Genomic DNA, 14,604 nt, shown 5'->3' on the forward strand with positions numbered 1-14,604 from the left:
ATTAAGGGACACAGCCTAGTATTGCAAAAAGGAGGGTGACCTTAGATTTCCTTTGGCGAGAAAGATGCTTACTATAGCAATTGACCGCCTTTTTCAGAAATTGCACTTACTCATGCGAATCCAAGAAAAATTACAATCTATGCTTGTTTATAAGATTTAATATCTTTTTATTGTTTCTTTTACGATTAAATAAACAATTAATTGTTTTAATGCTGTTATCACTAATTTTCTTTCTTAAGTCTATATTCTGTATTAGTGCTATAATCCCATTAGCTAATGCTTCACTATCTGCAGGGTTAACTAAAATACCATTATAGTTATCATTGATTAGCTCATTAATTGACCCGGTGTTTGTTGATATACACGCAATTCCTCTGCTCATTGATTCCATTAATGATACAGGTATCCCTTCATGTAATCCATTTCCTAAATCCAGACTAGGTAAACAACAAAATTGATATATATTACTACCTAGTAACTTTTGCACATAGTCATGAGTTAGTTGTCCTTTAAAGTGTATTTGTTGTTCAATATCTAAACCTTTAACTAGTTTTAATAAAGATTCTTTCAACTCACCATCACCAATTATATCGATGTGAACAATATTATTTCTTTTCTTTAATAAGGATATAGCATTGAATAAATAATGATGTCCTTTCACTGGAATTAGGCTGGCTATACAAACTCCTCTTGTATATGGTTCAGTGAAGGAGGAATTAATATTATTGTTACTATCTATATCAACTCCTATATAGATAGTTTTAATCTTAAAATGGTGTTTTTTTAATATATTGGAATGAAGTAGTTGTTGTGATTTTTTTGAAATAAATCTAATAAATGCTGCATTTTCAAATTTCTGTATAAAATTGTTATTGTCAACAATATCCCATCTATGACCTGTAATTCCATATGGGACCCTTGATAAAAAACTTAACATCATAGCTAATTGAGCAGGAGCTGATATCCAGTGTGCATAAATAAAACATGGATTAGTTTCTTTTATTTTATTGTAGAGAAATATTGATTTTGGAATAAGTGCAAGGTTCCTGATGCTGTGTTTGTAATTTTTTACAAGGCATAATTTTAATAGATTCAATAAAATAACAGGATATTTTATTGAGAATAAAAGGCTAGAGAAAAGATATTTTATAGTTAATAATGGTGAATGAAGGTAATATATGTTTTCATTAATTTTTTTCTCTTGTTCGTTTTTTAAGTGACCTCGTGGATAAGTTGGAATAACGTGAACTTTATAATTATCGGATAAATCCTCTATTTCTGATGTAATGAAGCTTTCTCCATTTCCAAAAGGGTAGGAAGATGTGATAAATAAAATAGATTTCATGATAATCCTTTTTTTATATGTTTTATCACTATGGCAATAATGTAGCCTAAAAATAACCAAATAATTGATGATTTTGGTGTAGCTACAAAAAGTGAAATTGAATCTCCAGATAATAATAGAATCATTGATGATACATATATAGAGAAGATGAAACTAGTTAGGGTTGATGGTGGGTATTTTATTAAATAAGATATATTTTTCCAAAAGAATCCCCAAAGTCCGGCCCAAATAAAAATACCTATAATACCAAAGTTAACAAATCCCTCTGAAAGAAAGAAAAATTGTCTGCCTATATTAGGTGATGCATACTTATCATAAAAAGTTCGATAGTACCAATTTGATAAGCCATAATCTTTTGATGGAAAAATAAATCGAGGGATCCACTGAATGATGACACCAAGAAGAGAACTGCCATAATAATAATCACTAGGTTCTAGTTTATTCATTAAAACTGGTAGTGTTTCAAAAGGAACAACGAATTGACCTTCTGTTAAGGTGTAATACATTGATGATGAATCATGGTTAGCTTGTTTTAAGCTAATACTGAAGCTCTCATATAAATCCTGATAACTTTTATAATTAGAATTTCGGATATGCCCTAGTATGTTTAATAAGACAAATGAAATTAATATAAATGGCAGTATCTTCTTAAATGAAATAAATTTAAATTTTATAAAGTAAAATATTGCGTAAGTCATTCCTAGGATAATGATTTGAGAGCGTCTGCCTAAAATAATATTTATAGTAATTATACTCAGTAGTATTATTATTGAAGATTTTTTTCTTCCAGAAGATAATAATAGAAAACTTCCCACATATGCTATATATAGTGAAATTTCTAAGGTTGGATTACTAGCAAAAATCTTAGTAACACCATACCCTTTTAATAAAATTGAACTGATACCACCAATATTATCTGATATAATGAGAAAGATAACAAATCCCAGTATTACTAATATTTTTCCTGCTATATTTAGTGGTAGGTTTAAGGAATCTAACCTCATTCCTAATTTTATTAATTTTTTTGTTATAAAAATAGGCTTAGATATTCTGTAAAAAAAATAGAAAACCCATAAAGAGATAGTTGTCAACATTACCGAGTAAGGAAATATATCTTCTATATCATAGAACATGTATGTGACATTACCAGAAATTGGCAAATTTAAAATATATCTTATATTTAATGGACTCACATATATGAATACCATGATAAGGAAAACGTATAAAGGATCAAACCATACTCTTTTAATTGCTAATTTATCTATTATAAATATTAATATTGTTGATATGACAAAAAAGATATAGCTAGTTAGTATCACTGAGTTTTACTCCTAAATATTCTAATTGATTTATAATACAATATAAACATTAATATTAGATCACCTAATACCCAACTAAAGGATACTGATTGTAGTGATACTGACTTAAACTCAAAAAGAATGATAAGAGTAATAATTACAAAAAATGCTTTTAACATATAGCATTTCATATTATAAGAAAAAAAACCTTTTGATATTAATAATCCAGTTAATATAGTGTTTATAAATAATGGAGTGGCGGAGAAAAGAAGTATTCGTGAGCTTTGTATTATGAATAGAAGATTTTCACCTAATATTTTTTCTATTATTGTAGGTAATAAAAATATAGCTGTAAGAATACTGATTAATAGTATACAGAGAGATAATTTTAATAATTTTCTTATATTAACTATTACTATACTGATATCTTTTTGCTTTGACCATTGATTAACAAAAATAGGAGCAATCATGGAAAATGGCAGAGAAAATATTTGGTATGAGTACGCAGATAAATTAAATCCACCTATAGCTTTATTATTCATTCCATATTTATTCATTAACCAGTATGTAGTTACAGGAATTAGTCCAGACGAAATACTTTGCAACAAAACATTGTTACCATTCTTTAGAAGTGTTTTCCATGGAACAGTGTCCTTTGATTTTATATTTATTTTTTTTACTAGAATTATTATTAATATAAATGATAGTAACCCCGCTGATAAATAAGAAATGTGAAAAGAGAAAAAATTAATTTTGTATAAAATATATATGGTGGAAAATAATAAAATTGAAGGTGCTGCTGTTATTAATGAAAATAATTTATTATCGTTAATAGTAAGAAAAATTCCTCTTATAAGACTATGGCCTATGAGAAAACAAATTCCTGCGCTTAAAAATATTGATGAATGTAAATAACATAACTGGCTTGAGTTATTGAGCCATAAATATGTTGTGAGGAATACAAATGGAAAAACTAAAAAAGGATAATAAATACTGAATGTTTTAAGTTTATAAGGGTTAATCCTTAATACATTAATGCCATAAATAAAACTTTGAGGTAAGCCAAAGCAAAATATGACTACAAGTAAATCAACCCAAGATTTAATGATCGCAAATCGACCTTGTGTCTGAATTCCATATTCTCTTGTTATAAATAAAGTTGTGAGTAATAATGATATAGTTCCTAAAGACTGTATTGCTATTGATGATGATATTTTTTTAATCATACCCTTTTTATATTTTTTCCGATCATAAGAATTTCTGTAAGGGATAAATAAGGGTGCATAGGTAAACTAATAACTTCTTGTGCAATTTGATCTCCAACAGGAAGAATTACATTACTAGCAACTGCCGGTTGTTTATTCAAAGGTAGAGGGTAATGGATAGCAGTAGGGATACCCTTTCCTTTTAATTTTGCCTGCAATTCATCCCGATTTTTAATACGAATAGTATATTGAGCATAGGCTGATATATTATGTGGTTCTATGTATGGAATTGTTATAATCCCAATTTCGTTTAAAGCTTTATCATAGTTTTTAGCAACAATTTGACGCAGTTTCATTTCTTCATCAAATATTTCAAGTTTTGGTAATAGAATAGCAGCTTGTAATGTGTCCAATCGGCTATTAACACCTATTCTTATATGATGATATCTTCTGTCTTGTCCATGACGGGCAATTTGACGGATGATTTTTGCTAATTCTTCGTCATTTGTGAATATAGCTCCACCATCACCGTAACAACCTAATGGTTTACTTGGGAAGAAGCTTGTGCATGAAATAGTTGTTAAGTTACAAGAGTGTTTTCCTTTATATGTGGCACCAAAACTCTGAGCTGCATCTTCTATAACTGGGATATTATATTTTTCTGCTATTGCATTTATTTCATCAAAATCAGCACATTGACCATATAAAGAAACAGGAATAATTGCTTTGGTCTTAGGAGTTATTGTGGCTTCTAAAAGTGCAGGATCTAAATTATAACTTGTTGGTTTTACATCAACATAAACGGGAATACCACCTAATAGAGCTACTGTTTCAGCAGTTGCAATATAAGTAAACCCTGGAGTGATGACTTCATCACCGGGTTTGATACCAATAGCCATTAAGGCTATTTGTAAAGCATCGGTTCCGTTTGCACATGTGATACAATATTTCGCACCCGTATATTCAACGAGTTTTTCTTCCAGTTCTGAAACCTCCGGCCCTAGAATGTATTTTCCATGAGCTAATACTTTTTGTATATTTTCATCGATTTTATCTTTAATTTTAAGTTGCTGAGCTGCTAGATCAGTGAATTGCATTTCTATTTTTTCCGTAATAAATTATTTAATTTTTGTGACACGATCATTATCTAATTGATAGATATGTCCTGTATGAGGGCAAGTTGCGATCGCTTTCCCATGTAGTGGTAGATCTAGCCGTTCACCGTATTCACTCATCCAACCTATTTGTTTTGCAGGCACACCAACCATAAGAGCATAATCAGGAACAGTTTTGTTAACAACAGCTCCTGCACCGATAAAAGCATAGGAACCAATTGTTGTTCCACAAACTATTGTACAGTTAGCGCCTAATGTTGCTCCTTTTTTTACTAAGGTATTTTTATATTCATTTTTTCTTTCAATGAAAGAACGGGGATTATAGACATTAGTAAAAACCATACTTGGACCACAAAAAACACCATCTTCTAAATAAACATTATCATAGATGGAGACATTGTTTTGTATTTTGCAGTGGTTACCAATAATTACTTTGTTGCCGACGAATACATTTTGTCCCAAAGAGCAACCATCTCCAATTTCAGCTCCAGAACAAACATGTGTAAAATGCCAAATACGGCTGTTTTTGCCAATTTTGGCACCATCATCAACAATTGCACTTGAATGGATCATGACTTTTTCTATATTTGACATAGTAACTTGTCTTAATTAGTACACTAGAGGCAATGATACTGTTTTGTTATCTCTGGCAGAGAGATAAGCAGCGATTAATAATTCAAGAGATTTTAATCCTTCTCGTCCATCGGTCATTGGTGTTGATTCTCCTCTCATAACATCGATAACATTTTTATAGTAGAGAGGGTGTCCAAAGCCGTATACTGATGTTGTTTCATAATTAGCATTTTTTACTTGCTGGTCATAATCTTTTTCGTCAGCAAAATTCCATTCCTGGATTTCGTTAACAGCTAAACCTCCAACTCTAACACTTCCTTTTTCTCCTAATATAGTGATAGAGCCTTCTAAATTTTTAGGATAAGTACACATAGTCACAGCCATTGAGCCTAATGCACCGTTTCTCCATCTAATATTTAGTACACCCGTATCTTCGGCTTCAATATCTAAGTGTGTAGACATCATTGCTTGAATATCTTTAACTGGGCCAATCAGCCACTCCAATAAATCAACATAATGACTGGCCTGATTCATAAATGCGCCACCATCAAATTCCCATGTACCACGCCATGCCGCTTGATCATAGTAATCTTGAGGACGAGTCCAAAATACATTGAGATGTACCATGTTGATTTGACCAAAACGTTTTTCTTCTACTGCGCGTTTTAGTAATTGTAGAGTTGCATTTAAGCGATTTTGTTTGACCACGAACAAGTGCTTGCCAGCTTTATCCGCAGCTTTGACCATTTTTTCTCCGTCACAAAGACGAGTTGCCATGGGTTTTTCAGTAATTACATGGAAACCTTTTTCTAGGCAAGTAATGGCTTGTTCAGGGTGTAATCCTGAAGGTGTAGTTAAGATAATAATATCAGCTGAAATATTATCTAACATATTATGTAAATTATTAAATCCCTGAACTCCAGTTTTCTCTACAGCAGTATCAAGAGCAGAGGTGTCTGTATCACAAATAGCGACTAATTCGGCATTATCTGTATGTACATTTAAAGAGTCAAAATGATTTTTAGAAATTCTTCCACATCCAACCAGTGCAAATTTTATTTTTCTATCTTTAATAACACCAATCATATTTAATTCCAAATTAAGCTTTTATTACATTATTATGGTTAGGTGAGTATTTTCCACGGGTATCAACTATTAATTTTGCATTGTTAATTATTAATTCATAGTCAAATTTATCATGGTCTGTAGCTAAAATTATACAATCGAATTCTTTTAGATCATGGGAAGTTATTGATTGACTTGTTAGATCGAAATGATGTTCGCGCATTTTGGGAAAGAAGGGAACATGAGGATCTGAATATTCTACTAATGCACCTAATTCCCTTAGTTTTTCCATTATATGGACTGATGGGCTTTCCCTCATGTCATCAACATTTTTCTTATATGCAATTCCTAATACAAGAACACGGCTTCCTTTTATGGATTTATTGGCCTTATTCAATGCTAAGACTGTTTTGGTAACAACGTAATCTGGCATTGATGAATTAACTTCACCGGAAAGCTCAATAAAACGAGTATTAATACCGTACTCTCTGGCTTTCCATGTCAAATAGAAAGGATCGATAGGTATGCAATGACCGCCTAACCCAGGGCCTGGATAATAAGGTACAAAGCCAAATGGTTTTGTTGCAGCAGCTCTAATAACTTCATGTATATCAATGCCCATTTTATCTGCAACTAGCTTCATCTCATTGACGAGGCCTATATTAACGGCTCTATGTATATTCTCTAGTAGCTTAGTCATTTCTGCTGCTTTTGTAGAACTAACCGGAACAATTTTATCAATAGCGGGTTGATAAACAGCAATGCCTGCTTTTAGGCAGTTTTCTGTATGTCCACCAATGACTTTTGGAATTGTTCTGGTTTCGAAATCAGGATTACCTGGATCTTCGCGTTCTGGTGAATAAACAAGGAATACATCTTTACCAACTTTTAAACCATTTTCTTCCACTCTTGGTAATAATTCTTCCTCTGTTGTACCTGGATAAGTTGTACTTTCTAGAGAAAGCACCTGGCCTTGTCTCAAGAATGGTTTCACCATATCTGTCGTATTTATGACGAAACTCATATCTGGTTCTCTGTACTTATTTAATGGCGTTGGGACACAGAGTATAATGGCATCACATTCTGAAATTCTTGAAAAATCTGTTGTTGCTTCGAAGCCTGTTTCGATAGCGTTTTGAATTTTAAAAGAAGAAATATGCTCAATATAGCTTAACCCCTGATTTAGTTTATTTGTTTTGTCTTTATCTATGTCAAAACCAATAACTTTAAAACCAATATCATTGTACCGTAGCATTAAAGGTAATCCAACATACCCTAATCCAACAATAGCTATATTTGCATTTTTATTATTAAATTTGTGAATTAATTGATTCAGAAATGACATGTTATAGGCCTTCAATATACTGTACAAAAATAATCTAGAAAAATGTTCTTATATTAATAAGAAGAATTTTTTTAGATTTAGATTGTGTGAATATTAATCAACAAGACAGGGGGATAATCATGGAGGCACACTCTGAACCTTATGTTAATTGAGTATAAAGCTACCGCACTAGGTTACGGCTCCCAGAGTGCCTATCACTAATCGTGGATTGGTTATCTGTTTGATATAAAAATGTTTTTCTATAAATGTAAATAACTATATGAGTAATTTACATTAATCCGCGACGAGAGTAGACTCTCAATGCCTCAAGGTCAAGCATAATAGTCTTTTTTTTTAAATTATTACATACTGTTATTAACTAAATTTCGGTCAGGGCGCCATCTACCTACCGCCCATGCAACGGCAGCCAAATCACCAACCGTAGCCCCCCTAAAGAGCTATCTTCTGCTTTAACCCAACCTCGATGCTGTTCTACCGCAGTTTGTACTATCGCTAACCCCAACCCAGTTCCGCCTGATTCTCTATCCCTCGCTTCATCTGTCCGGTAAAATGGTCGGAAGATATGTTCACGGTCTTCAGGGCTGACTCCGGGGCCATCATCATCAACTGTAATCGTTACGCCATGATTATCAGCTTTAAATGCAACAGCGATATGGCTGCTGGAATAGCGAAGGGCGTTACGGACGATGTTTTCTAGTGCACTACCAAGTACTGCTGGGTTGCAGTAAATAGTCCATGAACCAGGGGGAGAAACGATATCCAGCGTTTTGTTCATCTGCTCGACTTCAAATTTGGCATTCTCCAATATGTCATTCCATATCTCGCTGGCTTTGACATTTTCACGCAGTAGTTCATTTTTATGCTGGTTGCGGGAAAGTATTAATAGGTCATTAATCATGCCATCCAGACGCTGAGTTTCTGTTTCAATGCGTTCCAGTTCTTTACTTTCTCCATGACGGCGGCGTAGTAATGCTGTCGCAAGTTGTAAACGGGTAAGGGGAGTGCGTAATTCGTGCGAAATATCGGATATCAGCCGTTGTTGGGCAGTTACCATTCTTTCTAATGCACTGATCATCTGGTTGAAGCTGCTGCCCGCAGCCAAAAATTCTTGTGGGCCTGATTCCAGTTCGGGATGTTGTCTTAGGTTACCTTTTGCCACTTCATCTGCCGCGTTTTTTAATTTACGGGCAGGTTTTGCTAAACTCCATGCCAGCCATAGGAGTAGTGGTGCACTTATTAACATGGTTGCCGCAGGCAGCAGGAAAGGGCGATCAAACATCAAATTAATAAAATCTGATTGTGGGCTGCCTGCCGGGCGAAGCTGGTAGAGATGATAGTAATCTCCACCATCACGTATTGAAAATGGCCCAAGTATTTCTATGCGACCATATTTTTTCTTTTTAGGATGGTCTGTATTGTCAGATTGGCCGAGGAAATTGCGAACAACCTGCATAAAATTTTTCTCATGGCCAACGACACGCCCTTCAGTAGTAGCAAGATATAAGAATTGATCTGGTGGTGTCCATTGGGCAATGGCACGATCTAGCCTGAGCCACCAGAATAGATCATTGGGTGGATAACGAGTTAATTCTTCTCCAATATGTTTGGCTATCTGGTTGCCTTGCTGATATTCACTGTCTAATAGTGGGGTTAATTGCCTTGAATCCAGTTTGGGCGCCATTAGCGCGACCATCAAAACGAGCGCCAGCGTTAGCCAGAAAATGGCAAATATGCGGGCTGTTAGGCTATTGATCATTTCGCTGAAACCATTAAATATCCGCGTCCACGTAACGTTTTAAACCAAGGTAATGCATCAGTCCGGTTGGGTAATTTACGACGAAGGTTAGAAATATGCATGTCTATGGCTCTGTCAAAAGGTGTTAGTCGTTTTCCTAATACTTCTTGACTTAAATGTTCACGGGAAACCACTTGCCCTAAATGTTGAGCCAATAAGTAGAGAAGTGTGAATTCTGTTCCAGTTAAATCCAGAATATTGCCATCAAAGCTGGCTTCCTGGCGCCCTGGGTTGAGTTGCAGTTTATCGACTTCGAGCACAGGTGTACCGTTATCAGCTTGTTGTTCGTTCCAGTTGGAACGACGTAAAATCGCACGTATACGGGCTACCAGTTCACGATCGTTAAAAGGCTTAGGTAAGTAATCATCTGCCCCCAATTCTAGCCCCAGAACGCGGTCTAAATCGCTTCCTCGAGCCGTTAACATAATAACGGGAGTTTGGTGGTATTGACGTAGCTCCTTCAATGTCTCGATGCCGTTTTTACGTGGCATCATGATATCCAGTAGTAACAAGTCAATCGAAGAATCGATAAATTGTAATGCCTGCTCACCATCATGGGCGATCACTACACTGAATCCTTCCATTTCTAGTAATTCTTTTAATAAAGATGTTAGTTCGCGGTCATCATCAACTAATAATATCTTATGCATTCATTCTTCCTCCAAGAGCAAAATACGATAACAAATTTTGCTATTCCATGACTTTACGTACTTTTACATGCTCTGACGCTAGTTTGCAGCCATAAGGCTATATTACCTGCACTGAATCGAATAGTGCTATTCGATAAAGCGAGGGATTATTAAATGCGTAAAATAGCAACATTAGCTTTAGCGTCAATGTCTGTGTTTGGAACGGCAATGGCCTTAGCTGAAATTGCTGATGCGTATAATGTCTCCGAGGCTGATTCCTCACTGTTTTGTCTGCCATACGATAAGGGTGATTCTGGTTATTACCAACGTAACTATAACTATAGTTGTGTCTTTGGGGGAATTACATTAACTGAACAACAACGACAGCAGATGTGGGATTTGGTGAAAAAACGGCATCTGCATGAGCAAGTTAGGGCGGATATACAGGCAGAACGTTGGAAGATGTATGATCTTCTGACTGCAAAGAATTTTGATGAAGCTGCGGTAAGATCTCAGCTTGAAAAAGTAGCAAAGCAGAATATTGATCTCAGTGTAGAGATAGCGCGTATTCGTCATCAAATGTATCAATTGCTGACATCGGAGCAAGAACAACAGCTCCGAAAGTGTTATAAGGCGCGAATTATTCGGGAATTGAACTGATTCTGCTATACCTATATGACGTGAAGTAACATCAATAACAATTTTCCTTGCCATAGACACCATCCCTGTCTTTCAGCCCCCTTGAGGGGCTTTTTTTTTGTCTTCACATAGGGTATATCATAAGTTGTTTTCCTACTGATAATTTATGAGAAATAGCTTGCGGATTACTGGATTTAATTGAATTTATTAGCTGTTTACACATCATGTATAGGCTATCTGAAGCCTTGTCATATCTGAATAGGCCATAGGCCTGTTGTTATCTCAAACAATCTTGATTATCTTACCTTCTTGCAAGCCATTAATTAAACAAATCTTACCACTGTTACTCTATATAAAAATAAATAGGGATAGGGATACCCTGTATGAAAAAAACTCATAAAATTAGCTTCCTGTCAAAATGCATGGGGGCGATGTTATCGGGCCTATGTCGTATCTTGACTGGTGTGCGGGTGCGATGGATAGGTTGTCAGCCTTCGACTAAAAGTCGTATTTATTATGCTAATCACACCAGCCACCTTGACGGATTAGTAATTTGGTCCGGGCTCCCTTCTGCATTGCGTCATCTGGTTCATCCCGTTGCGGCCCGTGATTATTGGGATAAAACCCGTCTACGTCGTTATCTGATGCATAAGATATTTTGTGCGGTTTTAATCGAACGTCAGGGTGAGCATACTCACAAAGAAGAAGTTCTTGCGCCGTTGACGGGGATTCTGGAGCGAAAAGAATCTTTAATTTTCTTTCCAGAAGGGACTCGCGGAGATGGTGAACAAATCAATCCATTCAAAAGTGGCCTGTATTATTTGGCTCGTAAGTATCCTGATGCTGAACTCATTCCGGTTTATCTGGAAAATTTAAATCGCGTTTTACCAAAGGGAAAGATATTGCTGGTGCCAATGATTTGTTCGGCCAGATTTGGTCAGCCATTGGATAAATTGACTGAGAATGAAAGTAAAGCCGCATTCTTGCAACGTGCCCAGGCTGCATTGGAGGAGTTAGTGTTATGATGGGAGTAGGCCATAATTTGATATTGTTGTTTGGCGGCATATTTGGTGCATTAATTATTGCTAGCGTGATTGGTGGGGTTTTGTCATTCCGTTATGCGGGAGAAAAGCGTAATGCGAGTATCGATAACCTGAATGCCCGCATTCGGGGCTGGTGGATGATGTGTATCGTCTGTGTCCTGGCTGTGGTTGTTGGGCCTGTCGGGTCAGTTATATTATTTGCTGTTATGTCTTTTTTTGCCCTGCGCGAATTTATCACTTTAACTCCGACTCGCCGTGGTGACCATGAGGCTTTATTCTGGTGCTTCTTCTGTTTTATACCTGTGCAGTATGTTTTGGTGGGCATGCAATGGTATGAGTTGTTTTCGATATTTATTCCTGTTTACGTATTTTTGTTTTTACCTGCCCGCATTGCTTTGGTTGGTGATACTACTCGTTTTCTGGAACGCACCGCAAAAATTCAGTGGGGTATGTTGGTAACTGTATTTGCCCTTAGCCATGCGCCCGCTTTGTTGATGTTGGATATTCCTGGGTATGAAGGTCAAAATATTGAGTTATTGTTGTTCCTGATGATTGTGGTGCAGATGTCTGATGTTTGGCAGTATGTGTTCGGGAAATTATTTGGTAAGCGTCCCATTGTGCCTAAATTAAGCCCCAAAAAAACAGTTGAAGGGTTTATTGGCGGCATCTTGGCTTCGGTATTGCTAGGGATGTCACTGTATTGGGTGACACCATTTTCTCCGTGGGAAGCCGGACTGATATCATTGGCTATTACACTGATGGGGTTTATCGGCGGGTTATGTATGTCTGCAATCAAGCGTGACAGCGGAGTGAAAGACTTTGGTGAAATTATTGAAGGTCACGGCGGCATGCTGGATAGAATCGATTCTCTTTGTTTCTCTGCTCCTATCTTTTTCCATCTAACACGCTATTTTTATACCTGAAATAGACCATCCTGAATAATCCTAAGGGCTGTCGCTGATAAATATAAATTTTGATTGATGGTCCAGTATTGCTGCATTGGCTGTGACAGTACTGGGTTGTGTATTGTTGATTGAAAAAATTTTTGCGTAATAAGTGTTTCAGTGCCGATATTATTTATTTACCAAGATCCTTGCCTATTGTGCCAGTGGCACGTAAAAATTGTTGGGATTGATGGGAGAATTTATTCATAATCAAAAAATCGTCAAAAAGTAAACAAAATATTAATGCAGACTGAGTATTTTTCCGTATCATGGGCACTGTTGAATCAATTCAGCTAATGAAGTGACAATCAGGTTTGGCAAAATCTGCTGTAAATCTTCCTGTCAGAGAAGGCTGTCAGCAGATTGGCAAATATTACATCTATAAGTCAGAGGTCATCATGATCAACAAGATTAAAAGAATCGGAGTCTTAACGAGTGGCGGAGATGCGCCGGGTATGAACGCCGCTATTCGTGGAGTTGTTCGTGCCGCTTTAACCGAAGGGTTAGAAGTTTATGGTATTTATGATGGCTATCTGGGGTTGTATGAAAACAGGATGAAGAAGCTCGATCGCTTTAGCGTTTCCGATATGATTAATCGTGGCGGAACATTTTTAGGGTCAGCGCGTTTTCCTGAGTTTAGAGATGATAAGGTGCGGGAAATTGCTATTGAAAACATGCGCAAAAGTGAAATTGATGCGCTGGTGGTTATCGGTGGTGATGGCTCTTATCTGGGAGCGAAAAAGCTGACTGAGGCAGGTTTCCCATGTATCGGTCTGCCCGGTACGATCGACAACGATGTGGCGGGAACCGATTATACAATCGGCTATTTTACGGCACTGGAGACGGTTGTTGAAGCGATTGACCGTCTGCGCGATACTTCAACTTCCCACAAACGTATCTCTATTGTTGAGGTAATGGGACGTTATTGTGGTGATCTAACACTATCCGCAGCGATTGCCGGTGGATGTGAGTTTATTGTCCTGCCTGAACGTGAAATTCCTTTTGATCGTGAAGAACTGTTAGCAGAAATTAAAGCTGGTATCCAGAAAGGTAAGCGTCATGCCATTGTCGCTATTACTGAACATGTTTGTGATGTAGATGAGTTGGCAAAATATATTGAAACAGAAACACGCCATGAAACTCGTGCAACGGTATTAGGCCATATTCAGCGTGGCGGTGCGCCGGTGGCTTATGACCGCATTCTGGCATCCCGCATGGGGGCTTATTCTGTCCAGTTGCTACTGGAAGGTCATGGTGGCCGCTGCGTTGGTATCCAGAATGAGAAACTTATCCATCATGACATTATTGATGCGGTGCAAAATATGCAGCGTCTCTTTAAGAAAGATTGGTTGGAAACAGCGAAAAAACTCTACTGATTCCGGCGACTCCTCTTCCCTATTAATAAGTTCATTCTCCAGATACAGCCATATGATGTTTATATGGCTGTTCTTTTTTGTTCGTCATATTCCTGTTGTGAATAAGTGGAAATTTTAAATTATTTCTGCGTCAGAACGCTTTCTGTCAGTTTTTATGGAGAAAATCATAAATAATTTAGGAGAGCATTTTACGATGGTTACGCAATGGGAGGTTACGCAATGGAAGATAATG

The 14,604-nt window shown here is 36.4% G+C and carries 14 protein-coding genes; 6 read left to right on the plus strand and 8 right to left on the minus strand.

The genetic code is table 11. The features are described from left to right. Positions 1-130: 130 nt before the first annotated feature. Both ABLA85_RS14735 and ABLA85_RS14740 read right to left on the minus strand, forming a co-directional pair. On the minus strand, positions 131-1,345 hold the full coding sequence (locus ABLA85_RS14735; protein ID WP_367965158.1) for a glycosyltransferase: 1,215 nt from the start codon (positions 1,343-1,345) through the stop codon (positions 131-133). Further along, a complete protein-coding gene (locus tag ABLA85_RS14740; RefSeq protein ID WP_367965159.1) occupies positions 1,342-2,538 on the minus strand; it encodes an O-antigen polymerase in 1,197 nt (398 codons plus the stop codon). Before ABLA85_RS14740 ends, ABLA85_RS14735 begins: the two co-directional genes overlap by 4 nt. A 573-nt stretch (positions 2,539-3,111) precedes the next feature. Between ABLA85_RS14740 and ABLA85_RS14745 the strand changes: the two genes are divergently transcribed. Together ABLA85_RS14745 and ABLA85_RS14750 are read left to right on the plus strand one after the other, a co-directional pair. Then, positions 3,112-3,369: a hypothetical protein gene (locus ABLA85_RS14745; RefSeq protein ID WP_367965160.1), complete on the plus strand. Its 258-nt coding sequence runs from the start codon at positions 3,112-3,114 to the stop codon at positions 3,367-3,369. A gap of 42 nt (positions 3,370-3,411) precedes the next feature. Continuing rightward, a complete protein-coding gene (locus ABLA85_RS14750; protein ID WP_367965161.1) occupies positions 3,412-3,558 on the plus strand; it encodes a hypothetical protein in 147 nt (48 codons plus the stop codon). Positions 3,559-3,865: 307 nt separating this feature from the next. Here ABLA85_RS14750 and ABLA85_RS14755 read toward each other — a convergent pair whose 3' ends face one another. The 6 genes from ABLA85_RS14755 to cpxR form a co-directional block, all read right to left on the minus strand. Next, positions 3,866-4,945, minus strand: a complete 1,080-nt coding sequence (locus ABLA85_RS14755) for a DegT/DnrJ/EryC1/StrS family aminotransferase (protein ID WP_367965162.1) — start codon at positions 4,943-4,945, stop codon at positions 3,866-3,868. A 21-nt stretch (positions 4,946-4,966) separates the two neighbouring features. Next, positions 4,967-5,557, minus strand: coding sequence for an acyltransferase (locus ABLA85_RS14760; protein ID WP_367965163.1), 591 nt, complete (start codon positions 5,555-5,557; stop codon positions 4,967-4,969). Positions 5,558-5,572: 15 nt separating this feature from the next. Beyond that, positions 5,573-6,622 carry a Gfo/Idh/MocA family protein gene (locus tag ABLA85_RS14765; RefSeq protein ID WP_367965164.1) on the minus strand — a complete coding sequence of 350 codons (1,050 nt, stop codon included), beginning with the start codon at positions 6,620-6,622 and terminating at the stop codon, positions 5,573-5,575. 13 nt (positions 6,623-6,635) lie between these two features. Beyond that, a complete protein-coding gene (locus tag ABLA85_RS14770; protein ID WP_367965165.1) occupies positions 6,636-7,946 on the minus strand; it encodes a nucleotide sugar dehydrogenase in 1,311 nt (436 codons plus the stop codon). Between the two features lie 385 nt (positions 7,947-8,331). After that, entirely contained in the window at positions 8,332-9,702 is a 1,371-nt protein-coding gene (cpxA, locus tag ABLA85_RS14775) for an envelope stress sensor histidine kinase CpxA (RefSeq protein WP_367965166.1), read from the minus strand. Continuing rightward, positions 9,699-10,391, minus strand: coding sequence for an envelope stress response regulator transcription factor CpxR (cpxR, locus tag ABLA85_RS14780; RefSeq protein WP_367965167.1), 693 nt, complete (start codon positions 10,389-10,391; stop codon positions 9,699-9,701). The genes cpxA and cpxR overlap by 4 nt, the downstream gene beginning before the upstream one ends. A gap of 153 nt (positions 10,392-10,544) precedes the next feature. Here cpxR and ABLA85_RS14785 point away from each other — a divergent pair, with 153 nt between their 5' ends. The 4 genes from ABLA85_RS14785 to pfkA all read left to right on the plus strand — a co-directional run bounded on the left by ABLA85_RS14785 (position 10,545) and on the right by pfkA (position 14,372). Continuing rightward, the gene (locus ABLA85_RS14785; RefSeq protein ID WP_367965168.1) at positions 10,545-11,030 is read left to right on the plus strand and encodes a Spy/CpxP family protein refolding chaperone; all 486 of its coding nucleotides are present in this window, start codon (positions 10,545-10,547) and stop codon (positions 11,028-11,030) included. 362 nt (positions 11,031-11,392) lie between these two features. Further along, entirely contained in the window at positions 11,393-12,034 is a 642-nt protein-coding gene (locus ABLA85_RS14790; protein WP_367965169.1) for a lysophospholipid acyltransferase family protein, read from the plus strand. Next, positions 12,031-12,975 carry a phosphatidate cytidylyltransferase gene (locus ABLA85_RS14795; protein WP_367965170.1) on the plus strand — a complete coding sequence of 315 codons (945 nt, stop codon included), beginning with the start codon at positions 12,031-12,033 and terminating at the stop codon, positions 12,973-12,975. Before ABLA85_RS14790 ends, ABLA85_RS14795 begins: the two co-directional genes overlap by 4 nt. A 419-nt stretch (positions 12,976-13,394) precedes the next feature. Further along, the gene (gene pfkA, locus ABLA85_RS14800; RefSeq protein ID WP_047682675.1) at positions 13,395-14,372 is read left to right on the plus strand and encodes a 6-phosphofructokinase; all 978 of its coding nucleotides are present in this window, start codon (positions 13,395-13,397) and stop codon (positions 14,370-14,372) included. Positions 14,373-14,604 lie beyond the last annotated feature (232 nt).

This window comes from Xenorhabdus sp. SGI246, from assembly GCF_040838225.1.
Classification (GTDB): Bacteria; Pseudomonadota; Gammaproteobacteria; order Enterobacterales; family Enterobacteriaceae; genus Xenorhabdus; species Xenorhabdus indica.